The sequence below is a fragment of the Acinetobacter sp. C32I genome (genome assembly GCF_023702715.1).
GTDB lineage: Bacteria > Pseudomonadota > Gammaproteobacteria > Pseudomonadales > Moraxellaceae > Acinetobacter.
This window is the reverse complement of sequence record NZ_CP098480.1, coordinates 1,074,377-1,099,053: the sequence shown is the minus strand read 5'-3', so window position 1 is coordinate 1,099,053 and position 24,677 is coordinate 1,074,377. Positions and strand designations below refer to the sequence as shown.

Here is a 24,677-nt window from a genome sequence, read left to right as displayed (position 1 = left end):
AAGAGGTACAAAATGACATTGGTGATTGAAAAGATGCATATCATGCAGGCAATTGATTGGTCACGATTCGATTTAGAAGGCTGGCTCTACCAATTCGGAGCTTGGCTCTACAGTCATACAGGTCCATGTGGCCAGAGTATCAATCCAATTGCTATCGCAATGGATAACGCTGCCAAAACCCGACGTGCAAAAAAGCTGACAAAGAAGAACCGTAATCAAGTCATTGCTGACTATATCTCCAATGATTACGAGCCACCACGACCAAAGCGCAATAAGACCACTTGTGAGATCAATGACAATGAAGCTCGCGCTGTACAGCGTCTGATACTGGATATTTTGGGGCAGAGCGAAGTGATGGATGAATGGCTAGATGCCGTGGTTGATCGTTACTTTATAGGACAGTCATGGTCTGAGATGGCCAATGAAGAACGCACTCAAAGCGATGCTCGACAAGACGTTAAGTGTGGCTTGGCAGCGTTGCATTGTCGGTATGGGTTTATAGGATTTTAGATAAAATCTAACTAGGAGTTAGCTTTTATCTAATTTTTACAACTTAAAGTTAGGTTTTACGCCTAAAAATTAGTTCCTATCTAATTTCTACAACTTAAAGTTAGTATTTCGCTAATTTTTCTACAAATTAAAGTTAGTTTTTATCTAATTTTTACAACCTGAAAATTAGTATTTACTAAATTTTATGGTGTAATAAGCCTAGTTTTAATAAGTAAGCGCTTACTTACTTAATTACTTAAGTAAAAGGTATATATGTCTGAATCAAATGATAGTGTTCGTTCAGAACTAATGGACAACTTAAACGATCCAAATTTATTAGAATCAATCGGGAAAGCATATTTCGGGAATAGTTGGAAAAAATCAATGGCTATTGCATTAGCTGTTGATGAGAGACGTATTACGCACTGGATGCAAAGTACGAGACCTGTTCCAGTTGGTGTTTGGTCTGATCTAATAAAGATTGGGAAAGAACGGTTAGAAAAAATAAAAGCCGTTGAGTCACTAGCATTAGCAAAACTCGAATCTATAGGATCTTGACCGTGCAAATATAATTGCACATAATCTATCTCGATAGAAAAAGAAGTGCACAGTGCATTTCAGAACCCGAGGTGGACTATATGGAAATCAAAAATCAATCGTATGATGCCAGTGATGTTGCAGATGGCTATGCTTTGGCTTATGAGCAAGTTGCAGATCTAGCGGCGATGATTGGCGCTGTTCGGCATCTATGTGATAAGAACATTGAGTATGTTGGTAAAGTCTATGATGTACCTGACTCAGTATTCCAAGAACTGAAACGTGTTTTTAATATTATGGATGGACTGATTCAAGAGTCATTAGAGTTTAGCAAGGCTCAGGAAGATTCTTATAAGTGTTAAAAGTTAAAGCCTGTCGGGAGATGGGCTTTATTATTTTAAAGAGAGTAAAAAACTTGCTAAGGTATAGCAGTATTTGCTTAGTCATTTTTAAATTTGATATCTAAAATTTCAGATAATTTTAATGTCGCACGAGCTTTGCCAGCAGGGAATGCAAATATCATTATTAAAATAATGATAATGTCAAAAACTATATTATTAAGAGGTTTGGCTTTAGTCATTAGACAATAAAGATTACCCAAAAGCCAAAAAGTGCTTGTGAACAGATACATGGTGAGGTAGACATCAAATATAATTTTCAAAGTCTTCTTTGAAAATCTACAAGTTAGTATGAAGTTGCCATTAACTGTTTTTTCTTTTAAATACCAGCTACAAAAATTTAAGGTATTTATTGCTTTGTAGAAATATTGAGCATTCGATTCTAATATTTTAAAGATTAATTGATAAGAATATTTGTCGTTACTCATTAAAACGTTCGTATCTTCTTGCAGGATAAATTTAGATTTTTTATCTTTTTTTAAATAAGTTTCATCATAATAGGTTTGAAGCAAATTCCTTTTTTCAATATATTTACTTCTTCTTAAATGAGTACGATAAGAAGAAAGAAAAAGAAATTTTAAGATGGGTGTGACAATGGCGAGGCTAGCAATAAATGAAAGAATGGTTCCTAAATTAGCAGACATTTAACCTCCTGATTAATTAAATGTAATTAATATTTAATAATATTTTAGTTGAGTTGACTAATTAAATGAAAAATATTTTCTTTCAATGCTAATCGATCTGCCTCAGCATTCACGATATGCATCTTCTTATGACAGTTTGGGCAAAACTACTTCGCTAACTTCCACCAATGCAACATCTGCTGTAAATCTACGTCTTGCATAGTAAGGCCATGTTGCTGAGCCTGTTCTTCAACAAAGGCAATACGTTTCTCAAACTTTGAGATAGCTAAGCCTAAACACTTTTCAGAGTCCAGATTTAGTCGGCATGCCAAATTCAGCAGAGAGAATAAACAATCTCCAAACTCATCCTCTAAACGATCCTGATTGATTTCTGGAGCATTGATCTCAACAAAGAGTTCATCGATTTCTTCAAGAACTTTTTCTTTGGCTTGCTCATGGCTCTTCCATGTGAAGCCTTTTGAAATTAATAGGTTCTGGATCTCTTCAGCGCGTTTAAGATTACTTTGTCCCATATCTTTTCTCATTAACTTCATTGAACTTTTCGAAATGACTAGTCATATACTTTTTGAAAACAGCTAGATCTTTACCTCGGAAAGGTACCTTTATAACGAAATCTATTAACTGATGATTGTTAATAATTTCAAGAATTAAAGGATCTTCACACATGATGAGCCTCAGTGACTCTGGATCAAACGTGATGAAGTAACGATCAAAGAGTTTGTCCATCAAGGCAGACAATAATAAACCATTTCTAGAATCAATCCTTTCCTCATTCGTACACTCGCTCCAAGGTTTGATATGACTCGCGAGTAATAAGGATTCATGCCGGATGCCGGTTAAAAGGCACGTGCTCTTAAAGTTGTGTAAGAGATCACTTCTAAAGCGGCCTTGACCTAAACGTGACTGAATAAGCCTTTCTTTGTTGGTCTCTGTTATAGAGGAGCTTTGCTGAATTACATAAATATCTTCATCAATATCTTTCTCAGGATTGATATCGACAGCATGTGAAGGTGCACTGGATTGAAACTTATCAAAGACTTTCTTTTCACTATTACGGTGTAACACACTATCTTTCAGATTAAAGATAGTCCCTAAGTTTTTTAAAGTATTGTCTTTAATCGCTTCATCAGGCAATTTCACTGAAATATTTGTAATTAGTCCATTTCTACCTTGGACACATGAAGAGTAGCGGAAACCTTCATAAATCTTGGCAACATGAGGATCATCAGTAACATTAAAATAGTCTTTCTTTAATTCATAAACGTTGTTTTTAGACTTTAGAGTTGGATAGGCCGCTAGAATATTGAAGTAGAAGCGGTGAGGATAAATATTAGAACCAACCTCATCGTCCCATATTTTGGGGTTATCTGCGTCTTGCTCCGCCGTAACTTCAAACATATCACTGGTTACTTTAGCGAGAACATATTGTGTTAGTTGACCAGAGAAACGACTTCTTACAGGACCTAATAGTGCATGAGCAAAAATCAGGTAATCCCCAGCTTTAATTTGCTTTGCATTACTATTTAATTCTTTAAAGCCCCAAATTCCATGGTTAAGACCAGTAAGGAAGTTGTTAAGGCTTGGATCTGCGACATAGATACAATGAAGATTAATATTGTTAGGCATAAAGTAGGATTATTAATAAATAAAGTAAGGATTTTGTGATTATTGGATAGGGTACCATCTCAAAACTATCAAAACAAAACTTATAGTAAATTTTTCAAAAACTTGACCCTGCGCAGGGCAAATGCTATTTTTACGTTATAGTGGTCGAAGTCTAAGTAGATCATTAGATATAAAGCTCATCGAAAGGTGGGCTTTTTTGTTGCCTGTGCTATATTATTTATTAACTTTAACTAATCAATTATCAATAAAATGAAATCAATCTTTATTATATTTTTTACAATGATATTAACTGGTTGTATGACTTTTCCAAAAAGTCCCCATGAACTAAAAAATTTGGGTACTGCTAAACATCAGTTTATTGTTAACAAAGACATAGCTAGCGTTGAAAAAAATATAGATGCATTCTTAAACAAGTGCTACAACACCAAGAACAAAGCAAAAATTGTATTAGATCATGTTCGCCTTGGCCCTGATATGGGATTTGAAAAAATGCAATCTTTGAATAAAATTGAATATTCAGTTTACATTGGATTAGATCCTAAATTATACAGTTTAGGAATTGATGTAATTAACCTTAATGAATCAAAAAACGTAAAAGTTGATGTGGTAGCTGTAACAAGTATGTGGAAAAGAGTCTTTCCAAGACTTGAGAGAGCAGCTAACGGAAGTGATGAAAGTTGCCCAATGTAATACACCTCCTTCGGGAGGTTTTCTTTTATGCCCTGCTTCGGTGGGGCTTTCTTATGTCGTTAATTTAGAGAAGTGATTTTGAGTTGGGCATTCCTATCTGATCACCTCATCTAAGTTAAAAACAGGATGATTTTTTGAACTATTTTTTTTGATTGAAATTCATGCTATAAAAATATCAAATAATAAAAGGGTGTTTTCATGGGCAGTTTGAGAGATAAGATTGATCATATTGAAGAGATATTGCATCAGTTTCCAAGTGTATTGTTTATTGTATTGCTAACTATCTGTTTTACAGTGTTTTCACCATTTGTTTATGTGTCAATTATAAATGGAATTGCTAATACTCAAATTCTGACAACTTTCCCATTTAAGGGTTTAGTTGAAAACAACATTGATGTGTTGAAATATGGATTGGTCATTGTGCCTGTTACGGTGCTTTGTATTGGTCTATCTTTAGCTAATGAACGTTATTCAAGAATTATTTCTAGATTCTACTGATATTGCTAAAATTTATTAAAGCCACCTTCGGGTGGTTTTTTATTACCAACAAAAAATAAAAGCCCTCACGGGCTTTCTCAAAAAAGATGCAACTGTTACCGCCTCATCTTTTAATCCTAATAAATTAGGGGTGGCGTCCTTCGTTCTTTAGGTCTGCTAGGGTGTTACCTTAACGCAAACAGACCAGCATCATAGCTGACCCAACGGCACGAACCCTGTGAAGTAATAATACAGCCATCGGGAAGTCCTTGCTCCTGCATTGTTATTATATGCTGTATCCACCATTTTGTAAAAGATAGGTTCTACTTAGAAACACTTGATGATTTGATGTATGCATATGATGTATAAGTAGAATAACTTTAATTAGCCATTAAGATTATGGATATTGTGAAAATAAAAGAACCTAAGCACATATTTGATTTGTCTTTAGCAATGTTGAGTGAGTTAGAAAGGGAGATTTCGAAAAGTCATTTTATGGACATTGGGGTAAGGCTTGATTTAGCAAAACAAAGCATTTTTATTTCATATGAGCATGCAAAAGGCATTAATAAGCTCTTAAATAATGATTTGCCTATACCTGCCATGGTCTTATTTAGGGTTCAATTTGAAGCGGTTTTAAGAGCATTTTGGATTATGTTTGTTGCTGAGGGAGATAAGATAACCTCTTTAAGCTTTGGTTACACTATGGAAGAACAGTTTGAAAAAGAAAAATACCCAACTGCAACTGATATGATTAATTTGCTTGATGCTGCAAATTTGCCAGCTAGAGATGTTGTAGAACATTTTAAGATGTTCAAAAAGTACCACCTAAAACAATTGAACTCATTTGTACATACTGGGAAGCAATCCTTTACAAGAGATTTGTTAGGATTTGATATTGAAATTTTGATGGATGTTTTGAGGCAGTCAAACAACTTAGTAACAATTGCAGCTCAGCTGTTGTTTACAATGACACTGCCTGATAAACAAAAATATATTGGAAATTTAATTCAAAAGTATCGGCACTGTTTCTACATGGACCAAGATGTTAATGATGAGAAAAGACAAAGAGTAGACAGTTACTTTGAAGGAAAATAGCCCTCTTCAGAGGGTTTTTTAATGGGTAAAATTTATGAACGAAGTCGGATTTGTAATTCATCAAAGACCATATCCACCAGAATGGATCTTTGCCCTAGATACACCAAACTTTGCACCAGCACCTGAATTATGGCGATGGATCAAGACTATTTTTCTGAATCCTGAACATAAGCTTTTTAACCCTGATCACTCACATCTTGGGGCGTTCTACTATCCACAGATCGCCGTGATGTGGGCTAAAGGTGGGTTTCAGAAACAAGGTCGTTTTGTGGTTGGCCAAACTGAAAAGATTATGATTAATGCGGGTGGATGGAAGAAAGAACGGCAGGAAGAGCAGTTTTATCAGTGGTTCAATGATTTGCCTGATTACTTAATTACGATAGATGCGACCTATGCCCAGCAAGCAAACGATGTTGATTTTTGTGCCCTTATCGAACATGAGCTTTACCATATCGCCCATAAGAAAGATGAATGGGGTATCCCATCCTATAACCGTGAAACGGGTAAGCCTAAGCTGTCGATTCAAGGGCATGATGTTGAAGAATTCACGGGAGTAGTTCGCCGTTATGGCGCTAATAAGGAAGTACAAGAAATGGTGAATGCTGCAAATCAACAGCCAACAGTAGCTAAGGCTGATGTCTATCATACCTGTGGAACTTGCTTTCTAAGAGTGGTTTAAATTTTTTTTTGCCATTCTTCTTGGATGTACTTGGATGGAATGGTTGAAATGGCACGTATTACCAAAAAGGTGAAACTGTTCATCGTGAGGATGCTTGCCGAGTTTGAAACTCCTACCCAAACATCCAAATCAGTTAAAGATATTTTCAATATTGAGGTTAGCCCTCAACAGTGTGAAGCCTACGATCCCACCAAAAGAACAGGGCAAGACCTAAGCCAGGAATTACGAGATAAGTTTTTTGAATATCGCCGTTTGGCCAATGATGAACTTGAAGCAATCCCGATAGCCAATAAACGTTACCGTCTACAGCTATTACAACAACTTGTAGAGAAATTCCCCGATAACCCTGTATTAACCCCTAAATGGGCGGAACAAGCAGCAAAAGAAATGGGTGGGTTGTTTACCAATCGTCAGGAGGTAACTGGCGCAAACGACAATGAAAAAGCTCAAACCAAAGCCGATGTAGAACTCGAGATTAAGAAGTTAGAACTGCAAAAGCTGCAGCGTGAAGTGAATCCTCCAGAACATCGACCTCCTGATGAGGATTACAAAATTGTTCTGAATCCTGATGAGGAGATACCAGATGAGCCAATTCTTTAATCCCCCTGAAGGTTCAGTTCAATTAACGCCAAAGCAAGCCAATATCTATTTATGGGGCTGGCAAAAAGAAGCGCGGTTTCGTGATGCAGTATGTGGTCGCCGTTTTGGTAAAACATTCTTGGCCAAAGCAGAGATGCGTAGAGCTGCCAGACTGGCAGCACAATGGAAAGTATCAGTTGAAGATGAGATCTGGTATGCAGCACCTACATTCAAGCAGGCCAAACGAGTTTTCTGGAAAAGATTAAAACAGGCAATTCCTGCATCATGGCGAGCAGGCAAGCCAAATGAAACCGAGTGTTCAATTACTTTAAGAAGTGGGCATGTTATCCGTGTGGTAGGTCTGGACAACTATGATGACCTTCGTGGATCTGGCTTATTCTTCTTAATTATTGATGAATGGGCCGACTGTAAATGGGCGGCATGGGAAGAAGTGCTTCGACCAATGCTCTCAACTTGTAAATATATGATCAACGGCGAACAACGTGTCGGAGGGCATATATTAAGGATCGGGACGCCGAAAGGTTTTAATCATTGCTATGACACATTCATGGATGGTCAGCCTGGACATGAACCAGATTGTAGAAGCTTTTCATATACCTCACTTCAAGGTGGCAATATTCCTGAATCTGAAATCATTGTTGCTAAACGCAAGATGGATCCTAAGACGTTCAGCCAAGAATACGAGGCAAGCTTTGAAAGTTATCAGGGTGTTATCTTCTATTGTTTTAATCGAACACTAAGCGCATCAAATGAGACGGTTAAGCTAAATGATGTACTCCACATCGGGATGGACTTTAACGTCACTAAGATGGCAGCTGTTGTCTATGTTCGCCGTGGTGAGCAGATGCATGCGGTTGATGAGTTTGTGAATCTGTTTGATACCCCAGCAATGATTGAGGCAATACAGGAACGCTATCCTGATCATGAGATCGCTATCTATCCCGATGCTTCAGGTGAAAACCGTAAGTCTAGCAATGCCAGTGAAACGGATCTGGCATTACTCAGAAAGGCTGGCTTTAAGGTTCATGTCAACAGCAGAAACCCTGCTGTGAAGGATCGAATCAATTCAATGAATGGAATGCTCTGCAATACCTTGTCTGAGCGTCGCTTATTCGTAAACGTAATCAAGTGCCCACACTTCGCTAAATGCCTAGAACGTCAGATCTATGATGATTATGGGCAACCTGATAAGAAGTCAGGCTTTGACCATATGAATGATGCAGGTACTTATCCAATCGCATACTTATTCCCGATCGACAAAAAGTCAGCAGGAATGCGCAGGATCCGAGGAATGGCTTAACCAACGCACCTTTACAGGTGCTTTTTTTATGGTGTTTTTATGGCAGTGACTGATAAACATCCGCAGTATATTGCTGCACAAAAAAGCTGGCAGATGATGCGTGATGCTGTTGCTGGTGAGGAAGAGATTAAGCAAGCCACCACGAAATACCTTTCCAAGTCCGCAGGCATGATCGAAGCCGAGAAGCAGGGCGATACTGCAGGTGAGATCTATAAAGCTTATGTGAACCGCGCTCAGTATCCGTTATGGGTTCAAGACTCATTACGAACGATGATTGGCTTGGTATCAAAGCTTGAGCCTGACATTGTGATAGAAAGCAATCTTCTCACTGGTTTGATTAATAACGCTACTAATGATGGATTTGGACTTAAACAACTTTTTATTCGGATTTCCCTAGAACTGCTTGAATACGGGCGCTGTGGCTTATTGGTCGATGTAGATGCAGATGGTGTCCCATACTTTGCTTTGTACGATGCTTTATCGATTATCAACTGGAAAGAAAACAGCATTGGCGGCCGTAAAGATCTCAAGCTTCTGGTGCTCGAGGAGCAGTTTGATAACAGTAATGATGAGTTTGGCCATGAAACCAAAACTGTGCACCGTGTTTTGTCCATGCAAGACGGCGCTTTAACGGTTCGGTTATTTGATGGAGCAATACCAGAAGATAAAACGCCTGATTTGGGGGGTAATCAACTTTCTTTTACGCCGTTTGTATTCTGCGGTACCACAGACAATTCACCTGATGTGGGTTCGGTACCATTGCTGACAATGGCTAAAGCTGCACTGAAGTATTACCAGTTGAGTGCAGATTATTTCCAGTCATTGCACCATACAGCTCATCCACAACCATGGATCAGTGGTTTGGATGATGATTCGGATATCAGTGTAACTGGCGTAATGGCTGTTTGGGATTTACCTAAGGAGTCGACTTGTGGTTACTTGGAGATCTCAGGTGATGGAATTGATATGACCAAAAAGGAAATGGACGCCCAAAAGAATGCAGCATTGGAAGCAGGGGCTAAGGTCATAGATACCAATAGCCAAGAATCAGGTGAAGCCCGCCGTGCAAGACAGGATGATCAGCATGCCAGTTTACACAGCATCGTGATGTGTGCTGCTGAAGCCATTGAACAAGCCATTAAATATGCGGCTCAGTGGCTCAAGCTAGATCCATCTAAATATGCTTTTACGGTTGAACCAGAATTTATTGTCCAGCAATACGATATCAATCTGGCTAAGCAACTTTATGAAGGTGCACTTGCAGGCAAAAACTCATTTAAAACCTATTGGGGATATATCGCGACAGGCAAGCTTCCAACGCATGAATATGAAGAGGAACTTGACCGCGTTGAGGATGAGCGAAACAGTCTGCCGTTGTAAGGAGGCTAAATGGCTTCAAATGATCACAAAAATCTGATTGAGATACTCACCCAGCATCAGGCTTATTTATATCGGGCATCATCTCAATCGGTGAATGAATTAACCAGGTTATTTAATTCAGAATCAGATGTGATGCTTTCAAAGCTTCGGGATTTGCTAGAAGAGTTAAGTGACGCTGAGAAGGTGGCATTAGCTGGGGGGCTATATACCACAACTAACCTTAAAGAGATTCGAGATCTCATTGCAAAGTGGTTTGCCAGTTTAAGTACTTCTATTCCTGAGGTATTCGCCGTATCAGCAACAGCTTTAGCGGTATATGAGGCAATTTATATATCTAAGCTTTACGGCGGCAAGATCAAAAAGCCAAACGGAAATAAGCTTTATTCTTCAGCCAAGAAAACGCCGTTAATTGGTGGGGCTTTGGTAGATGATCTACTGTCTAAGATAGCTGAAAGTGCTCGGCAAAAGGTCGAGTATGCGATTCGAGAAGGGCTCAGCAGCGGCAAGACCAATCAGGAAATCATTCAGCGCATTCGTGGTACCAAACGCCAAAATTATGAGGATGGCATTCTAAATACCAGTAAGTCTGACATCGATCGCACTGTGAGAACGCTACGCAGCCATGTAGCGAATCAAGCTTACCAAGATAGTTTTAATCAGCTCGGTTTTGAATATGTGAAACTGGTTGCTACCTTGGATGGGAGAACATCAAAACTTTGTGCGTATCTAGATGGTACGGTATGGGCAATCAATGATCCTGCAAAGCGTGTACCGCCGTTGCATCCAAATTGCCGGAGTATTTTAGTACCCGTCGATAAAGATGGTTTGCTGATTGGCCAACGTCCATTCGTGATGGATGAACGTAAAGTTAAAGACATACCTAAAGATGAGCGTGATCACTTGATTGGTCAGATAGATGCAAACACAACTTTCAAAGTGTTCTTTAAGAAAACAGATGATTTCTTTCAAAAAGAGTGGTTAGGGCCTAAACGGTATAAGCTCTATAAAGAGGGGAAGTTAGATTTTGATAAGTTCTTTGACCCAGAAGGGCAGCTTTACACACTAGAACATCTTAGAAAGCTAGATGAGCTAAAATTTAAAGAGCTTGGAATTTAACAAATGTAGAGGTACTTACTATGTTAAAGGTATCAATTGCCGAATGTTGTTCGCGAAAGGAAGAATTAGAAAAGGCTTTAACCCATCAGATTGCAGAGTTAGTCAATAAGTTTGAGATTGAAACAGGGGTAAATATTCGTGATATTTACCTGAATTTTACTGATGTGTCTGAGATCGATCGACCAGATAAGTATGTATTTACCAGTGTTACGGTTTGTACTCAGAAGTCTGATTAATAGCTTAAATAGAAATGATTATTCTGGCGTATAGATTGGCCAGTCTATCTCAAATAATACAACAGTAAGGTGTAACCATTGAGGAACAATCCCTAAGAGAATTTCAACGGCTTACACCTTTGATAATGGCTATAGTTCCTGCTGTTTATTCTTGTAGAGATTTTAAATAGTCAATTCTTTGGTTAATTAAGTCTGTTTGACAGGCTAATGAAATAGAATTCGATGCTGGACTATGATTGGAGTCAGCGTCAACAAAATCCGCACATTGTAAATCACGATAAGTTATCCATGCTTTTTGAGCGGCATCGAGTTGAGGTTTTGCTTCAGTTTGTGTGTAAACCTTGTTGTAAGTTTTATTTAACTTTGCTTTTAGTGATTTAACACTTTCAGCCATACATTGTTCTATTTCAAATGAATTACTTGTCTTGCTACAATCCCCAGCCCAAGCATTAGCTGCAAATAAACAAGAAGTAATTAGAAGTAGTTTTTTCATTTTTAATTCAATATGATTGGATAATTGCGGAAAATTATATTCTTAACAGGAAGGGAAATGAATAAATTTTTAACTGGTGCAGGATGCTTATTTTTGTCTAGTTTGACTGTTGCAGCGACGCAAGTTATTACAATTCCTGATGATGGAAAAGTCATGCAATTATCAGGAGTTGTTAGCAGTAAACCAATTACTAAACCTGATGGTTCTTTTAAAGCTTATTATCTAAGACTAAATTCTGAACTTACTTTTAATGACGATTCTAATTGCGGAGAGCAGACGCAAAAAACGATCGCTCTCAACAGTACAGAAATGAAGAAATATGCAGGTAAGAAAGTGACTGTTTCTGGAAATGTTTTTTGCCAAACACAGTACACAGGTAACTACCACATCGAAGACATAAAAGTGGTTTCAAAATAAAAGAAGCATCAAGTTTTTCGAATAATACTTAGACTGAGGCATCAATATCAGTTTTTAATTGTTCAGCCCTCTTATTATTCATGTCAATAATACAATTGGCATGATTATTGATTTCTCCATGATAGATACTATAGCTTGAACAATAGCTGTCACGGAACTTAATCCAATCTGATTGGGATTGTATGAGAGGTTTTAACCCATACTTAGCATAGGTTTCTGTTTTTGTAATTTTTAATAGCTTATTATAATTTGTAGTTACTTTCTTAAAAGATTCTTTTTCATAACAAGCCGCAATATCACTAGGCTGTTCGTATTGAAGCTCACACTCAGCCCAAGCGTTAGCCCCAATTAAACAAAAAGCGATTAGAAGTAGTTTTTTCATTTTAGATTCCATATGATTAGGATGTTTTGCGAACATAATATTATTAATAGGGGGGTAAATGAAAAATATTTTTTTTCTTAGATGCTGTTTTGTCTACAAAAATAATTACAGTTATGTACTGGCTAATGCTTTTGTCGGTTTGGATAGTAGGCTTGGCATTTATTCTTAATTCTGGATCAGGGACAAATATAGCTTCACATGAGGTAGCAGGCGGCCAAAGTATATTTATTGGTATTCTTATTTTGGTTTTTGGTTCAATCCTTGTCCGTGTTATGTCGGAGTTTTGGGTCGTAATTTTTAAAATTCAACAAAACACTAGACGGACATCGGAACTTCTTGATGAAGTAGCTAATCATAGGAATACTTTTTAAAAGGCCACATCAATAATTGTTCTAAAAAAACCACCTTCTTAGGTGGTTTTTTCACTTAAAGAAAGTCTTTCAAGGCTTCACTTTATTGTTTAGTTGGTGGAAGGATATGTTTAGCAATCTCATGACCAATATCCATTAAAGACGGCATTCGATCAGTGGCGACAAGCCAAGTCAAAACAAGTAAGACAACAATTATTAGTATGTTTTTCCCATAATGATTCCGGAAGGTTTTTATGAAACTAGAAAATATTGTTCTAATTGAAAATAGGCTACATCAGAACTCAACACAAATCTATTTTGAAAATATCAATCAAGATTGTGAAGAGTTTTATGTTCCTGTTGGAAATTATACTAAGCCAATCGGATTTTTAAAGTTTAAGCAAATAGCTAAAAAAGGCCGTTTTGAATTAAGTTCATTAGAGAGTCTAGATTGTCATAACCCGTATCCACAATTTTCGTTGTCAGGTGTTTTATACTCTCGGCAGGCAGCTCTCGAAGCAAATCAATCATTGACTGTTTATGTTCAGGAGATAAATCAGAAGCCATGATTTTTGATTCAGGCTCTATAAATATTAAGTTGGATTTTAACCTCTTTTATGCTATCAATAACTTATTTTTTATAGGGGTATATTGATGGAAGTAATTTATCTTTTAGATCGATGTGTGATTTCATGGGTGAAGGATTATTTAGAAAATGGAATTGTTGCTGATGATAAAAAAGAGACTATCCAATTTCTAAAAGAAATTGACCGTGTTGGAAATATTGTTTCAATTCTTCCAGCTATCGATGAGTCAATATTTGCTAGAAAAATTAGGAAGGAGGATAAAGATAGGTTTATAGAGTCATCTCAACAAGATTTAGATGCAATTAATTCTTTTTTTAGTAATACTAAAAAAGAGAATGTTTTTTTGTCAGATAAGAGGTGGACATTAGAAAAATATTTTGATCAGATAATACTTGATAGCTACTCTGTTGAAAATCAGGACTTAAATCTAAAAGTTCTACTTAGAGTGTTTGAAATATATGTTGAAAATTTAAATAAAAAAATAACTAATTTTGAGTTGATCAAAATTTTTGTAGATGAAGTTGTATATAAAAATAAAAACTATAAAAAAAGTGGTGTTTTATTATTTTCTTTAGCATTTTTGGCAAATGCAGGTCGAGATCATCCTTTTTCTAAATTATTCTTGGGACGAAAGTTTGAGAAAAAAATGAGAGAGAGTAATAATTATATAGAGAAAAGAGCATATAATGTTTTGTATGATCTTACATTTTTGAAATATAAGCATTTTATGCAAGCATATGGCTTTAAGAATGAAATTAATATTATAACTTCTGATGGTGCTTTAAGTGAAGTTTTAAAGTTTGTTATTGATTTTGAAGGAGTATGTGTTGGAGAAAATAAGGATTTTAAAGAAGTTAAATATAAATTGGAACTCAGCCCTTTAGTTTTTAAAGATTTACGACCAGAGGAATTGGATTACGCTTTTGATCTCTCGTTAAGAGATGATGTTTTAATTTTTTTAGATGATAAGAATAGACAAATTAGAGTGGTGAAAGATGATAAAGAAAATGTTATTTATGTTTATCATGAGCTAAAAAAAATTGGTCAAGTCGATTCAGAAAAAATAGGAACTCATGAATTTGTAGCTGTTGATAAAGACTATAACAGTGAGTTAGTAATTCAAGCTGTTTTAGAATATCTAATTATCGGATTGAAAAAATAACTAAATTATATTTAATTTCTAAAAAAGCACCTCATGGTGCTTTTTTTATATCTACATATTTTTGCAAAAGATCCTTTGTTTCATCATCAAGTGATTTCATATTTATATTGTCAATATCTTCACTATATAATTTCTTCAAATTCTCTATAGCAGTATCTCTTTCTAATATCATAAATTCTTTAATAGTATTCCACTTATTAGCTTTCTCAGTATCTTGAGTGTGGGCTTTTATTAAATAATTAACATTACCGATCTGAAGTTCAAGACGTTCAATTGTGTAAGTCAGATTCAGAATTCTTTTGTTTATATATCTTTTATATGCTTCTTGATGATTAGTTGGGGGAAAGCTTTCCTCAAGTCTAGAAACCATTTCAGCACTTTGTGAACGGTTATTTTCTTCAGCAGATTTTTCAATTTTTTCTTTTAAATCAGGCGGAACACGTAATCGAACGATGGTGTGATCAGCTTGGTTACTCATGAATGACCTCGAAAGCCACAAAATGTGGCAAATGTTTTAGTTAACTTATTTACATTACCACAAAGTGTGGCTATATTAATTAAAAGCCACATTTTGTGGCATTGGAGGGAACATGAACCCCAAAGAATTTGTTTATATCAAAGGTCGGCTTGATGCTGACTTACATAGGAAGCTGAAAGTGAAAGCTCAGCAAGAAGAACGCTCAATGAATTATTTAATCAATAAGGCAGTCGAGTTAATGATTAACCAGCCTCAAGAGGTAAAAGCATGAATGCAATTATCCCACTGTTAACTCAATCAATGACAAGTTTAGAAATTTCTGAACTTGTAGAAAAACGTCATGATAATGTTAAGCGTACTATTGAAACTCTTGTAAACCAAGGTGTTATTACTTCTCCTCAAATTGAGGAAAAGCCTACAGCAGGTCGACCAAGTACATTTTTCGTATTCACAGGCGAACAAGGTAAACGAGACAGCATTATTGTAGTTGCTCAACTTTGCCCAGAGTTTACAGCTCGCTTAGTAGACCGTTGGCAGGAGCTTGAAGCTCAAGTTGCTAAACCAATTGATCCAATGAAACTATTGGCAGATCCACATGCTTTACGAAATGCCTTACTCACGTATTCAGAAAAAGTGATTGAACTAGAGCAGCAAGTAGAGGTTATGCAGCCAACAGTTGAAGCTTTCGATCGTATTGCGACAGCAGACGGTAGCTTGTGCCTTACAGATACGGCGAAAGCATTACAAATGCGACCAAAAGATCTGATCTCATGGCTGAATCAAAAACAGTGGATTTATAAACGCACAGGCTCAGCACATTACTTGGGCTACCAAGAAAAAGTTCAGTCTGGGTACTTAGAACATAAGGTAACTGAAATTACCCGTGGAGATGGCTCAAATAAAATCACAGAGCAAGTGAGAGTGACACCAAAGGGGTTAACCAAGCTTTCAAAGCTATTAGGAAACCACAATGCGTAATTCAGGCAATAAAAAAGCCCTCACGAAACTTGGCGGAATCAAAGGGCTTTTAATTTGTCACATAGGAAATGTAACGATGAACAGTATGATACAGATAGGAATTAAAAATCAAGCCTATGACGCAAGCGATGTTGCCGAAGGCTTTGCACTCGCTTATGAGCAAGTTTCCGATATTGCTGCAATGCTTGATGCAATCCAGCATAAGCAAGAGAGAGTTATTGAATATGTGGGTAAGGTGTATAACGTACCTGAATCCGTATTTAAAGAACTGACTCGGCTTTTTCAGATCACTGAGGGCATGATTCAAGATTCACTTGAGTTTAGTAAAAAGCAGGAAATGGAATTTCAGCAGCAAGGCGATCATAAGGTTTGATTGATTTCATAAACACCATGTAACGGAGTATTTTTTTCAAAAGCTTATTGAAAATTAATGAAAATAGTATATTGTATGGAGATCACCCTATTTAACCACTAGAGAACTTCTATGCTATCAGCTCGTCAAACCTATCGAATATGAATCTAATTAATTAGAAAATTTTGATTGCGAACGAGAATATGCATAGCTTAGGAGTACTATTGGTAAAAATTTAAACATGATTTAACCACAGTCTTATTTAATACCCCTGATGAATTTAAAATCAGGGAATTTCTATAGGCCGGTACTTAACTAAGCTCTCGTAACGCAATCACGTTATCGGGGGCTTTTTTTTATCTAAAAAAAGCCATTGTACTTAGCCATTTCAAGGGGAAATCATTTTGAATCCATTTGAAAGTTTGAAGCAGTAAGAGTTGCTGTGACCAATAAAGCAAAAAGCCCATGACGGCAATCATGAGCTTTTTAGAATCAACTCAACTGGGAAGTTAAGGAGAAACATTACTATGCATAAGCATACATCAAAATCCGAGTTAAAGGTAGATGGAAAAATGAGCGAGAAAGGTGCCGATCGAGCAGGACTAATGCAGGCGATTACCAATTTAGGATTAGTCATTGGAATTGTCATTATCGCGATTATTTTAGCGTTGAAATAATCGCATTTACTTACACACCGCCTTCGGGCGGTTTTTTATTGCCTTAAGAAAAGGCCAACAAATCAAACGAGAGGTTTGAACATGTCATTACCATTTATTGTAGCTTTACTAGAAGACGTTAAAGAGGAACATCGTGGCTTATATGTCGAGGAGGACGGGAAGTTTCGCCTTGATTTGGATGGTTACGAAGATCCGAAAGGTCTGAAGACTGCATTACAAAGCGAGCGTGATGCCGCCAAGAATGCGAAACAAGAACTCCAGAAGCTACAAAAAAGGTTTGAGGGGATTGATCCTGAAATTGTCAAAAAGCTGTTTGCCCAATTAGAACTCGATGAAGATGCGAAATTAATTGCTGAAGGCAAAGTTGGTGAAGTCATTCAAAAGCGTACCGAGAAGATGCGTGAACAACATGACAAGTTACTGAATGCTGAAAAAGAACGTGCGGATAAGGCTGAAGCCTATGCCAATAAGTTCAAGCAATCCGTTGTCCAAGGTCAAATTGTACAAGCTGCTGTCGAGCTTGAAGCCTTACCTGAAGCGACTGCAGATATTGCATTCCTAGCTCAATCCAAATTTGTACTCGATGAGAATGGCAAGGCTGTTGCAGTTGATACAAACGGCGACGTCGTTATTGGGAAAGATGGCAAGACGCCATTGTCACCTAAGGAATGGGTCGAAACCTTACGCGAGCAAAAACCTTACTTCTGGCCAAAAGCAAATGGTTCGGGTTCACCAGGTAGTACCAATACAAAAATTCAGGTCGACATCACTAAAGCTGATGGCTCGGTGAACTTAACCAAACTCGCTCAATTACGAAATGAAAATCCGCAGTTAGCTAAAGAGCTTGCTGCAAAACATGGTATTAAACTTTAAGGAGAAGGCCACATGGCTGAAACAAAAATTGCTGATGTAATCGTACCAGAGTTATTCACTCAGTACGTTTTAAACAAAACCACCAAGAAATCTGCTTTATGGCAGTCGGGTATTGTTGGTGAACTGGATGTTGAGGTGGCATTCGGTACCCAAGGCGGCTCTACTGTGAATATTCCATTCTGGAACGATTTAGACGGTGAGTCTGAAGTCCTATCAGATAATCAGGCCTTGACAGTGAATAACATTGCGGCGGGACAGGATATTGCGATTTTACATGCCCGTGGTAAAGCTTGGGGTGCCAATGACCTAGCCAAAGCATTGTCTGGTGATGATCCATTGGGTGCCGTTGGTGATCTTGTTGCTGATTACTGGGCACGAGAGTTCCAAGGTTTCACTGTGAATACACTTAAAGGTGTGTTCGGTTCTGCAAGCATGGCCAGTAATACTCATGATATTTCCGCTGGTGCCGGTGCTGCTGCAGTGATTGATGGTGTTTCTTTTATCGATGCTTCTTATAAGTTGGGCGATGCGGTTGATAAATTAACAGCAATTGCCATGCATTCAGCAACGATGGCTGCATTGGCTAAGCAGGGCTTGATTGAAACAGTCCGTGATGCAGATGGTGTGGTGCTTTATAAAACCTTTATGGATCGCCGTGTCATTGTCGATGACGGCATGCCTGTCGATGGTGATGTATTTACGTCGTTCCTGTTTGGCCAAGGTGCAATTGGTTTTCAGGATATTGGAGCGCCAGTAGGCGTGGAAACGGACCGTGACAGTTTAGCCGGTTCCGACATTCTGATTAACCGCCGTCATTTTGTTCTACATCCTCGTGGTATCAAATGGTCGGGAGCAATGGGCATTGCCCCAAATAACAGCGGCCTTTCAACAGAAAATAACTGGGAGCGCGTATACGATCCAAAGCAGATTCGTATTGTGGCGTTTAAACATAAGGTCAAATAAAGGCGGGTAATACCGCCTTTATCTTTTTTGGAGATCCAGAAATGGGACTTTCATCATTCAACCGAGCACGGGAACGACAAATGACACAACAAAAAGTGAATGAACTAGAAGAGCAATTAGCTGGCGTAAAAGGTGAGTTTATTGCATTCATGAATGATCCTGAAGCAATGACAGCACGTATTGCAGAACTCAATGAAGGTAAAGGAATACCTGATCCTTTAGATGGTCCTACATCTGTTGATTATTCATCCTTAAAGGTTGATGAAATCAAAGCTGTATTGACCGAAAAAGGCATTTCATTTGACGGCGTTACCCGTAAAGACGATTTACTCGCACTTATCCCACAAGAGCCTAAGGAATAATCCATGAGCTTTATCACTGAACAAGAAGCGATTGAACATGTTGTAGGCTTTGATGCTTTATCTGCCAGTGATAAGGCTGATTATCTTCAAAAGGCGGAAACCTATCTGATCGCCCGTAATGTGAAACCTTATGATGATGAGACACTAGTGCCTCAGGCACTAAAAACAGCCTCATACGAGATCATTAAGGGCATCATGAAAGGTGATCTCTATCAAGGGCAGGAACAGGTCTTAAAACGTAAAAAGGTTAAGGCCGATACGGTTGAGTCAGAAAAGGAATACCAAGATGGATCGGTAACGCTGAATGCTACCGAGCAATACATTTTGGATTTGATCAAACCTTTCACTAAACGTTCTTCTGTATTCTTTATAAGGAAAATCTAATGGGCCTACGTGATGAACTACAGGTGGATATTGCCGAGGCATTTAATGAAGATTTGGCAGATGCCGTTCAATCCTTTACGTGTGAGCGGATAATTAGAACAGAATGGGATCCTCTGACCGAAACCCACAAGACCATCAAAGAGAATTATTCTGGCCGTGGTGTCTTATTTGGTTCATACAATCAATACGAGATCCAGACGCTCGGTGTCTTGGCCACCGATAAAAAAACGGTTGTTGTGCAGAATGAAGTAACTTTGGTACCGAAAATTGATGATGAGTGGTTTACGCCTCTTGGGAAGTTTCGAGTCATGCATATTCAGCAAGATCCAGCCGAAACGATTTGGAAATGCCAGTTGAGAAAGGTTTGAATAATTGTTCTAATACCCTTATAAATTAGGGGGATATATGGCAAAAAAAACTTTAGACGGAAAAATTAGTTCAGCGATATTTTGGTTACTAATGTTTTTCATCTCATACTTCATTATTGGTTTCGTATTGAAAGTTGATTTATCAAGTCAATTTAATGCGAATGCATTTTATGATGTACTTAATGATTCGTTAACACTCTTGGCTTACTTTTTAGCACCTGTTACAGCATTACTGTTATTTAGTGATTGGCGTCAGCAACATGCTTCTATTAATAATGAACAGATCAGTAAAGAATTACTTAATATTCTTGATGAATTTAATAATTTTTATAACATTCAAGTTGAAAATTTCGAAGTGGTAAATAATTTCTATGAATTTAGATCTAATTTTTTTCAAAAACTCACTAGTTTTTCAACTAAATGTTCTGAAATTAATCAGATAGATGATGCTTCTATTAAATTTTCTGAAACTAGTAAGGAAATTTATGAATTACTTTTTAATTATTGGTTTGATTTGTCACAAGAAGCTTCAATGTATTTTGAATACAAGAAAGTTGCAAATGGTACAACACAACAGCTTGTTGCATTAGCAGAGGTCTATGCAAAAAAACAAAACAATGCCCAACAACAGAAATTTGAAAAAATACAACGTTTAAGGCAATTAAGAACTAATTTAAGTATTTTACATGTTTAATTAATACTCACTTCGGTGAGTTTTTTTACTAAATATTTAGGGGATAATGGTAAGCATTAATAGTGAGATGAGAGATGGGATGGAAGGGGAAAAAGCCAACTGACTTTAGCGTAGCAGTTGTTAAGGGAGCTGAAAAACTCATTCAGAAAATCACCATGCATACAGTGCAGTCCTTAGTTGTTTCAAGTCCAGTAGATACGGGTGCATATCGTGCATCTCATATTGTATCGATTGGATCTGGTAACTTTGGTAAACGCGGTCCTGAAACAAACGCCGTACAGGATGCTGCAGTTCAGGCAGTAAGGATTAAGCTAGGAAATCTGGTCTATATCCAGAACAATCTAGCTTATGCAGAACGACTGGAAAATGGCTGGTCTGATCAAGCACCTCAAGGTATCTATAGCACGACGTTTAACTTTATTTCTCAAAAATACGGTGGTTAATATGGCAATGACTCTTGAGCAAACAAGACAAGCCATCGTCGGGCGGATGCAGTTATTTACAGGCCTGACTCAAGATAGAATCCAGTATCCCAATGCACCAAATTTTAATGTTCCTGTTGATGGGTTATGGTGCCGGCTGAATATTCTTGGTGGTCCAAGCATTATCTCAGGACTAGCTGATACGCCATGTACCCGAAGAACAGGAGTGATCAATATTCAATGTTTTGCTCGACCACATACAGGAGAGAAAGATTTAACTGTTTTGAGTGATGCTTTGCTTGGTCATTTTGAATATTTTACCTCTAGTCATCTTGAGTGTTTGCAGGGACAGGTAAATCGTGTGGGTACTGATAAGGATTTTGTGCAGTACAATATTATTTTAAATTATAGAGTTAATTGACTTATTCGCCATTTGTATTGTATTTTGTCTAAAGTGGTGTTGACTATGCTTAACAGAAAACCACTTTAAATTTGACCTCGCGATATGCGGGGTTTTTGCATTTTTAATGCTACTGAAAAGAGGTTTTGGCACCTAAAACACCCAATAAAGTAGATTTACTTTTAAACGAACCTGTCCATAGCGGCAGGTTTTCTTGTTTTCAAAACAGGAAAAATGGAGAAAAACCCATTTTTTCAACTGAAAGAATAAGCCTTGCAGCAATGCAGGGCTTTTTTATTGCCTGATCTCAGGCAACCACTGGCTAGGGCGACGGTTCGAAAGGAAGATGGTCATTCGACTACTCATTGCATCTTCTTGCCAGTGACTTTTATTTATGGGTAGTCGGAGCATACCAATGAATGCAATTGTAAAAATTAAGTATGAAGATGAGGATCAAGCTTTTGATAATCAAGGTTGGTTTAATGCAACACAAGCTGCTAGTAAATTTAATAAACGGGTCCATGATTGGGTGCGTTTACCAGAAACAAATAAGTATTTAGAAGCACTTGAACGCAAATACGGGAAAATCCCTTATTTGAAGACTAAGCGAGGAAATAATGGTGGAACTTGGCTGCATCCAAAGCTAGCAGTTCGTTTTGCTCAATGGTTAGATATTGATTTTGCAATTTGGTGTGATGAGCAAATTGATAACCTTATTCGAACTAGTCAGGCTCCACCTTCAGTTCAAGATATGATGCGTTTGATGCTCTTGCCAGAAGCGTCCACTTGGGAGAAACGTTTCCCAGATTCTTTCTATAAAGCTTTAGCAAAAGTTACAGGCACAAAGTTTAATAATCATATTGGTGGATCACCTGCAATTTTTGGCGACTTAACAAATAAGTGGGTTTATCGAATCATTATGCCAAAAGAGGTTCTTGCTGAGATCAGAGCAAGTAAACGTGATGGTGAAAAAATGCATCAATGGCTCACAAGTGGTGGAGAGAAATTGCTTTCAGAGCAAATAACTAAAGTTGAAGCAATTGCTAATTCATCCAATGACTATCAAGACTTTGTAAGCCGTTGCTTTCAAGCATTTAACTCTGTGAGGGGGCAATTGCGCTTAGTAATGCCGCAAGGTGAATAATTATGGATGGACGGGAAGTTGATGACTTTTTAGAAGTCCGCGAGGAATTGCAATCTATGACCCATAGTGAGTTAGTTGATGAAGTAATTATCCGCATGCAATCACAACAAAGAATGCTTATTGAGAATTGGCATAGTACTAAGGATTTAAGAAAACAAAACTCAGACTATAGAAAGATGGTGTTTGATTGCGGAGAAGCTTTGGATAAAAGTTCAGCTGTAATTGATGTGATGGCCAAGAAGATTAAATACTGGAAGAATTCATTCTGGTTCTTAGCATTTCTAGTCATGCTTACTTTACTAGCCACATTTATTTTTAAATAACACATCCAACGCCCTCAATTCGAGGGCTTTTTAATGCCTAAAAATTAAGGAGAACTTAGATGAGTTCTGGTGCAAAGATCCGCCTCTATTATGCCGAGGAGCAAACCCCAGAAGTCTTACCAACTACACCAGGATGGAAGACTATACGACGAGTTACAGACGGTTTAACAGAAAACGTCACAACTGAAGCTTCTAACAGCATTGTAGACACCCGTTTCCGTCAGGGAGGTATGGCTACTGAAGCAGAAATTACAGGTTCACTTGAAGTTGAATTATCAGTTGGTTTGTTTGATGACTTCTGGTCAGCTGTTGCTATGAATAACTGGGCCAGTGATGTTCTTAACTTCGGTGGTGATGTTCGTAAAACATTTACATTCGTCAAAGTCTACTCAGATATTAATCAAGTCTTTATCTACCGTGGTGTTCGAGTTAATGAAGCATCATTATCTCTTGCCACAACAGGAAAAATCACTGCCACATTTGGCCTAATGGGAACCGTGTTTGAGCGAACTACAACAAGTCCTGTTACTTCGCCGTTACCAGTTCCAGAAGCTGTGCTTGTTTCCGCTTTGAATGTTGGTGACTTAAAAGTTAATGGTGAAACCGTAGTCGGCAGCGCCTGTATGCAGACACTTGAGCTATCCATCAACAACAATATGGAAGCGATTCGTTGTATTGGTTCTCAAAAGCTCACAGCAACAACTTACTTAGAAAAGATTGTAGACATCACCGTTAACACTCAATACATGTTCTCGGCACAATCAGCAAGCTATATCGACTTTATTAAGACACGTGACACGATGCCTTTAGAGTTCTCAATTGAAGACAGTGCAGGCAATGGTTATGCCTTCCAGTTCCCACAATTAGAAGTTGCTGAGGCGCCTCATCCAGATGGTGGTGGCGATGACACCATCACAATCGACATTAACTACAACCATGTTCGTGTATCACCCGTGATTACACGTGTTATTGCGCCTTAAGCAAAATGGTAGCGTAAGGCTGCCTTTATCCGGAGAACAACATGGCTTTAGAAGTCAATATTCAAACCAATAAAGATGTCAGCCTATGGCGTGAATATAAGGATATAGAAGGGAATGTTCTTGCAGAATTTAAGGTGCGTGGTATTGGGTATAAGCCTTATCAAGTGGCCTTAGAGCGTGCCAATCATCAAATAACATCTAAAGGGTTTGATGTTAAAAGTGTCGCTAAGGGAGATAAGCTTTATCATGAGCTTGTTCTAGAAGCAGCAGCTTGTCATTTAATTGAAGACTGGAAAGGTGTGGTTTTCCTTGAAATTAATGCTGAAGGAGAATCTATCCGAAGCGAGCCTAGTTATCATCCAGATAATGCTTTAAAGCTCTTAGGGATGGGTGATGTTGGACTATCAATTTGGCTGTTCGTTAAAAATGAAGCAGAACAGATTCAAACTGAAGCTGATGCCTATAAGGTTGAAGTTGTGGGAAAGTCACAACCCTCTACAAGTTCTCCAGTCGATATGCTGGGCTCTCGGACCATGAAAAAGCGCAAAGGAACGCCTTAGGCCTTCCTGAAATAGAACCACCTGAATATTCATTCACAGCAAATACTATTCTATCAGC

At 37.8% G+C, this 24,677-nt stretch carries 37 protein-coding genes and 1 pseudogene; 32 read left to right on the top strand and 6 right to left on the bottom strand.

Annotated features, from left to right (window positions below; translation table 11 throughout):
* Positions 1–12: 12 nt before the first annotated feature.
* The 3 genes from NDN13_RS05355 to NDN13_RS05345 all read left to right on the top strand — a co-directional run bounded on the left by NDN13_RS05355 (position 13) and on the right by NDN13_RS05345 (position 1,388).
* On the top strand, positions 13–510 hold the full coding sequence (locus NDN13_RS05355; RefSeq protein WP_251117479.1) for a hypothetical protein: 498 nt from the start codon (positions 13–15) through the stop codon (positions 508–510).
* A 252-nt stretch (positions 511–762) separates the two neighbouring features.
* Positions 763–1,047: a hypothetical protein gene (locus NDN13_RS05350; protein ID WP_004772361.1), complete on the top strand. Its 285-nt coding sequence runs from the start codon at positions 763–765 to the stop codon at positions 1,045–1,047.
* Between the two features lie 80 nt (positions 1,048–1,127).
* Positions 1,128–1,388: a hypothetical protein gene (locus NDN13_RS05345; RefSeq protein WP_251117478.1), complete on the top strand. Its 261-nt coding sequence runs from the start codon at positions 1,128–1,130 to the stop codon at positions 1,386–1,388.
* 77 nt (positions 1,389–1,465) lie between these two features.
* Here NDN13_RS05345 and NDN13_RS05340 read toward each other — a convergent pair whose 3' ends face one another.
* The 3 genes from NDN13_RS05340 to NDN13_RS05330 form a co-directional block, all read right to left on the bottom strand.
* Entirely contained in the window at positions 1,466–2,068 is a 603-nt protein-coding gene (locus tag NDN13_RS05340) for a hypothetical protein (RefSeq protein ID WP_251117477.1), read from the bottom strand.
* 146 nt (positions 2,069–2,214) lie between these two features.
* Positions 2,215–2,580 carry a MazG nucleotide pyrophosphohydrolase domain-containing protein gene (locus tag NDN13_RS05335; RefSeq protein WP_251117476.1) on the bottom strand — a complete coding sequence of 122 codons (366 nt, stop codon included), beginning with the start codon at positions 2,578–2,580 and terminating at the stop codon, positions 2,215–2,217.
* Positions 2,567–3,694, bottom strand: a complete 1,128-nt coding sequence (locus tag NDN13_RS05330; protein ID WP_251117475.1) for an HNH endonuclease — start codon at positions 3,692–3,694, stop codon at positions 2,567–2,569. Before NDN13_RS05330 ends, NDN13_RS05335 begins: the two co-directional genes overlap by 14 nt.
* Positions 3,695–3,991: 297 nt before the next feature.
* Here NDN13_RS05330 and NDN13_RS05325 point away from each other — a divergent pair, with 297 nt between their 5' ends.
* From NDN13_RS05325 to NDN13_RS05285, 9 genes are all read left to right on the top strand, one after another.
* A complete protein-coding gene (locus NDN13_RS05325) occupies positions 3,992–4,384 on the top strand; it encodes a hypothetical protein (protein ID WP_251117474.1) in 393 nt (130 codons plus the stop codon).
* 198 nt (positions 4,385–4,582) lie between these two features.
* Positions 4,583–4,882, top strand: a complete 300-nt coding sequence (locus NDN13_RS05320; RefSeq protein WP_159414986.1) for a hypothetical protein — start codon at positions 4,583–4,585, stop codon at positions 4,880–4,882.
* Between the two features lie 378 nt (positions 4,883–5,260).
* Complete coding sequence (locus tag NDN13_RS05315; RefSeq protein ID WP_251117473.1) at positions 5,261–5,959, top strand: DUF6988 family protein; 699 nt, start codon at positions 5,261–5,263, stop codon at positions 5,957–5,959.
* A 34-nt stretch (positions 5,960–5,993) separates the two neighbouring features.
* Entirely contained in the window at positions 5,994–6,638 is a 645-nt protein-coding gene (locus NDN13_RS05310) for a putative metallopeptidase (protein ID WP_251117472.1), read from the top strand.
* Between the two features lie 48 nt (positions 6,639–6,686).
* The gene (locus NDN13_RS05305; protein WP_251117471.1) at positions 6,687–7,238 is read left to right on the top strand and encodes a DUF2280 domain-containing protein; all 552 of its coding nucleotides are present in this window, start codon (positions 6,687–6,689) and stop codon (positions 7,236–7,238) included.
* The gene (locus tag NDN13_RS05300; protein ID WP_251117470.1) at positions 7,222–8,538 is read left to right on the top strand and encodes a phage terminase large subunit family protein; all 1,317 of its coding nucleotides are present in this window, start codon (positions 7,222–7,224) and stop codon (positions 8,536–8,538) included. The genes NDN13_RS05305 and NDN13_RS05300 overlap by 17 nt, the downstream gene beginning before the upstream one ends.
* Before the next feature lie 39 nt (positions 8,539–8,577).
* Positions 8,578–9,918 (top strand): DUF4055 domain-containing protein, encoded by a 1,341-nt coding sequence (locus NDN13_RS05295; protein WP_251117469.1) that lies wholly within the window; start codon positions 8,578–8,580, stop codon positions 9,916–9,918.
* A 9-nt stretch (positions 9,919–9,927) separates the two neighbouring features.
* A complete protein-coding gene (locus NDN13_RS05290) occupies positions 9,928–11,034 on the top strand; it encodes a minor capsid protein (protein WP_251117468.1) in 1,107 nt (368 codons plus the stop codon).
* Between the two features lie 20 nt (positions 11,035–11,054).
* Positions 11,055–11,270, top strand: a complete 216-nt coding sequence (locus NDN13_RS05285; protein ID WP_251117467.1) for a hypothetical protein — start codon at positions 11,055–11,057, stop codon at positions 11,268–11,270.
* Between the two features lie 145 nt (positions 11,271–11,415).
* Here the strand turns inward: NDN13_RS05285 and NDN13_RS05280 are convergent, their stop codons facing one another.
* A complete protein-coding gene (locus NDN13_RS05280) occupies positions 11,416–11,763 on the bottom strand; it encodes a lysozyme inhibitor LprI family protein (RefSeq protein ID WP_251117466.1) in 348 nt (115 codons plus the stop codon).
* A 57-nt stretch (positions 11,764–11,820) separates the two neighbouring features.
* On the opposite strand from NDN13_RS05280, the gene NDN13_RS05275 reads away from it, so the two are divergent.
* The gene (locus NDN13_RS05275) at positions 11,821–12,180 is read left to right on the top strand and encodes a hypothetical protein (RefSeq protein WP_251117465.1); all 360 of its coding nucleotides are present in this window, start codon (positions 11,821–11,823) and stop codon (positions 12,178–12,180) included.
* A gap of 28 nt (positions 12,181–12,208) precedes the next feature.
* Here the strand turns inward: NDN13_RS05275 and NDN13_RS05270 are convergent, their stop codons facing one another.
* On the bottom strand, positions 12,209–12,562 hold the full coding sequence (locus tag NDN13_RS05270; protein WP_251117464.1) for a lysozyme inhibitor LprI family protein: 354 nt from the start codon (positions 12,560–12,562) through the stop codon (positions 12,209–12,211).
* Between the two features lie 113 nt (positions 12,563–12,675).
* Here NDN13_RS05270 and NDN13_RS05265 point away from each other — a divergent pair, with 113 nt between their 5' ends.
* The 3 genes from NDN13_RS05265 (at position 12,676) to NDN13_RS05255 (ending at position 14,661) form a co-directional block, all read left to right on the top strand.
* Positions 12,676–12,933 (top strand): DUF4282 domain-containing protein, encoded by a 258-nt coding sequence (locus tag NDN13_RS05265; protein ID WP_353050824.1) that lies wholly within the window; start codon positions 12,676–12,678, stop codon positions 12,931–12,933.
* A gap of 233 nt (positions 12,934–13,166) precedes the next feature.
* Positions 13,167–13,481: a hypothetical protein gene (locus tag NDN13_RS05260; protein WP_251117463.1), complete on the top strand. Its 315-nt coding sequence runs from the start codon at positions 13,167–13,169 to the stop codon at positions 13,479–13,481.
* Positions 13,482–13,566: 85 nt separating this feature from the next.
* Positions 13,567–14,661, top strand: a complete 1,095-nt coding sequence (locus NDN13_RS05255; protein WP_251117462.1) for a hypothetical protein — start codon at positions 13,567–13,569, stop codon at positions 14,659–14,661.
* Positions 14,662–15,003: 342 nt separating this feature from the next.
* On the opposite strand, the pseudogene NDN13_RS05250 reads toward NDN13_RS05255, so the two are convergent.
* A pseudogene (locus NDN13_RS05250) lies at positions 15,004–15,139 on the bottom strand (Arc family DNA-binding protein); the annotation flags it as partial.
* Positions 15,140–15,251: 112 nt separating this feature from the next.
* Here NDN13_RS05250 and NDN13_RS05245 point away from each other — a divergent pair.
* The 16 genes from NDN13_RS05245 to NDN13_RS05170 all read left to right on the top strand — a co-directional run bounded on the left by NDN13_RS05245 (position 15,252) and on the right by NDN13_RS05170 (position 24,619).
* Positions 15,252–15,410 (top strand): toxin-antitoxin system HicB family antitoxin, encoded by a 159-nt coding sequence (locus NDN13_RS05245; protein ID WP_251117461.1) that lies wholly within the window; start codon positions 15,252–15,254, stop codon positions 15,408–15,410.
* Positions 15,407–16,117 carry a phage antirepressor KilAC domain-containing protein gene (locus NDN13_RS05240; protein WP_251117460.1) on the top strand — a complete coding sequence of 237 codons (711 nt, stop codon included), beginning with the start codon at positions 15,407–15,409 and terminating at the stop codon, positions 16,115–16,117. Before NDN13_RS05245 ends, NDN13_RS05240 begins: the two co-directional genes overlap by 4 nt.
* A gap of 76 nt (positions 16,118–16,193) precedes the next feature.
* Positions 16,194–16,490, top strand: a complete 297-nt coding sequence (locus NDN13_RS05235; protein ID WP_251118169.1) for a hypothetical protein — start codon at positions 16,194–16,196, stop codon at positions 16,488–16,490.
* Positions 16,491–16,996: 506 nt separating this feature from the next.
* A complete protein-coding gene (locus tag NDN13_RS05230; RefSeq protein WP_251117459.1) occupies positions 16,997–17,146 on the top strand; it encodes a hypothetical protein in 150 nt (49 codons plus the stop codon).
* Positions 17,147–17,227: 81 nt separating this feature from the next.
* Positions 17,228–18,019 carry a hypothetical protein gene (locus tag NDN13_RS05225; protein WP_251117458.1) on the top strand — a complete coding sequence of 264 codons (792 nt, stop codon included), beginning with the start codon at positions 17,228–17,230 and terminating at the stop codon, positions 18,017–18,019.
* A 12-nt stretch (positions 18,020–18,031) separates the two neighbouring features.
* The gene (locus NDN13_RS05220; protein WP_251117457.1) at positions 18,032–18,982 is read left to right on the top strand and encodes a major capsid protein; all 951 of its coding nucleotides are present in this window, start codon (positions 18,032–18,034) and stop codon (positions 18,980–18,982) included.
* A gap of 41 nt (positions 18,983–19,023) precedes the next feature.
* Entirely contained in the window at positions 19,024–19,344 is a 321-nt protein-coding gene (locus tag NDN13_RS05215; RefSeq protein WP_251117456.1) for a HeH/LEM domain-containing protein, read from the top strand.
* 3 nt (positions 19,345–19,347) lie between these two features.
* Positions 19,348–19,728 carry a hypothetical protein gene (locus NDN13_RS05210; protein ID WP_251117455.1) on the top strand — a complete coding sequence of 127 codons (381 nt, stop codon included), beginning with the start codon at positions 19,348–19,350 and terminating at the stop codon, positions 19,726–19,728.
* A complete protein-coding gene (locus tag NDN13_RS05205) occupies positions 19,728–20,096 on the top strand; it encodes a glutamate 5-kinase (RefSeq protein ID WP_251117454.1) in 369 nt (122 codons plus the stop codon). The genes NDN13_RS05210 and NDN13_RS05205 overlap by 1 nt, the downstream gene beginning before the upstream one ends.
* A 37-nt stretch (positions 20,097–20,133) precedes the next feature.
* A complete protein-coding gene (locus NDN13_RS05200; protein ID WP_251117453.1) occupies positions 20,134–20,790 on the top strand; it encodes a hypothetical protein in 657 nt (218 codons plus the stop codon).
* Between the two features lie 74 nt (positions 20,791–20,864).
* Positions 20,865–21,233, top strand: a complete 369-nt coding sequence (locus NDN13_RS05195) for an HK97 gp10 family phage protein (RefSeq protein WP_251117452.1) — start codon at positions 20,865–20,867, stop codon at positions 21,231–21,233.
* Entirely contained in the window at positions 21,190–21,633 is a 444-nt protein-coding gene (locus tag NDN13_RS05190; RefSeq protein ID WP_251118168.1) for a hypothetical protein, read from the top strand. Before NDN13_RS05195 ends, NDN13_RS05190 begins: the two co-directional genes overlap by 44 nt.
* Before the next feature lie 394 nt (positions 21,634–22,027).
* Positions 22,028–22,756, top strand: a complete 729-nt coding sequence (locus tag NDN13_RS05185; RefSeq protein ID WP_101236591.1) for a KilA-N domain-containing protein — start codon at positions 22,028–22,030, stop codon at positions 22,754–22,756.
* A 2-nt stretch (positions 22,757–22,758) separates the two neighbouring features.
* Positions 22,759–23,079: a hypothetical protein gene (locus tag NDN13_RS05180; protein WP_251117451.1), complete on the top strand. Its 321-nt coding sequence runs from the start codon at positions 22,759–22,761 to the stop codon at positions 23,077–23,079.
* 59 nt (positions 23,080–23,138) lie between these two features.
* Positions 23,139–24,059: a phage tail tube protein gene (locus NDN13_RS05175; RefSeq protein WP_251117450.1), complete on the top strand. Its 921-nt coding sequence runs from the start codon at positions 23,139–23,141 to the stop codon at positions 24,057–24,059.
* A 41-nt stretch (positions 24,060–24,100) separates the two neighbouring features.
* Positions 24,101–24,619, top strand: a complete 519-nt coding sequence (locus tag NDN13_RS05170; RefSeq protein WP_251117449.1) for a phage-derived protein YdaY family protein — start codon at positions 24,101–24,103, stop codon at positions 24,617–24,619.
* The last annotated feature ends 58 nt before the right edge of the window (positions 24,620–24,677 follow it).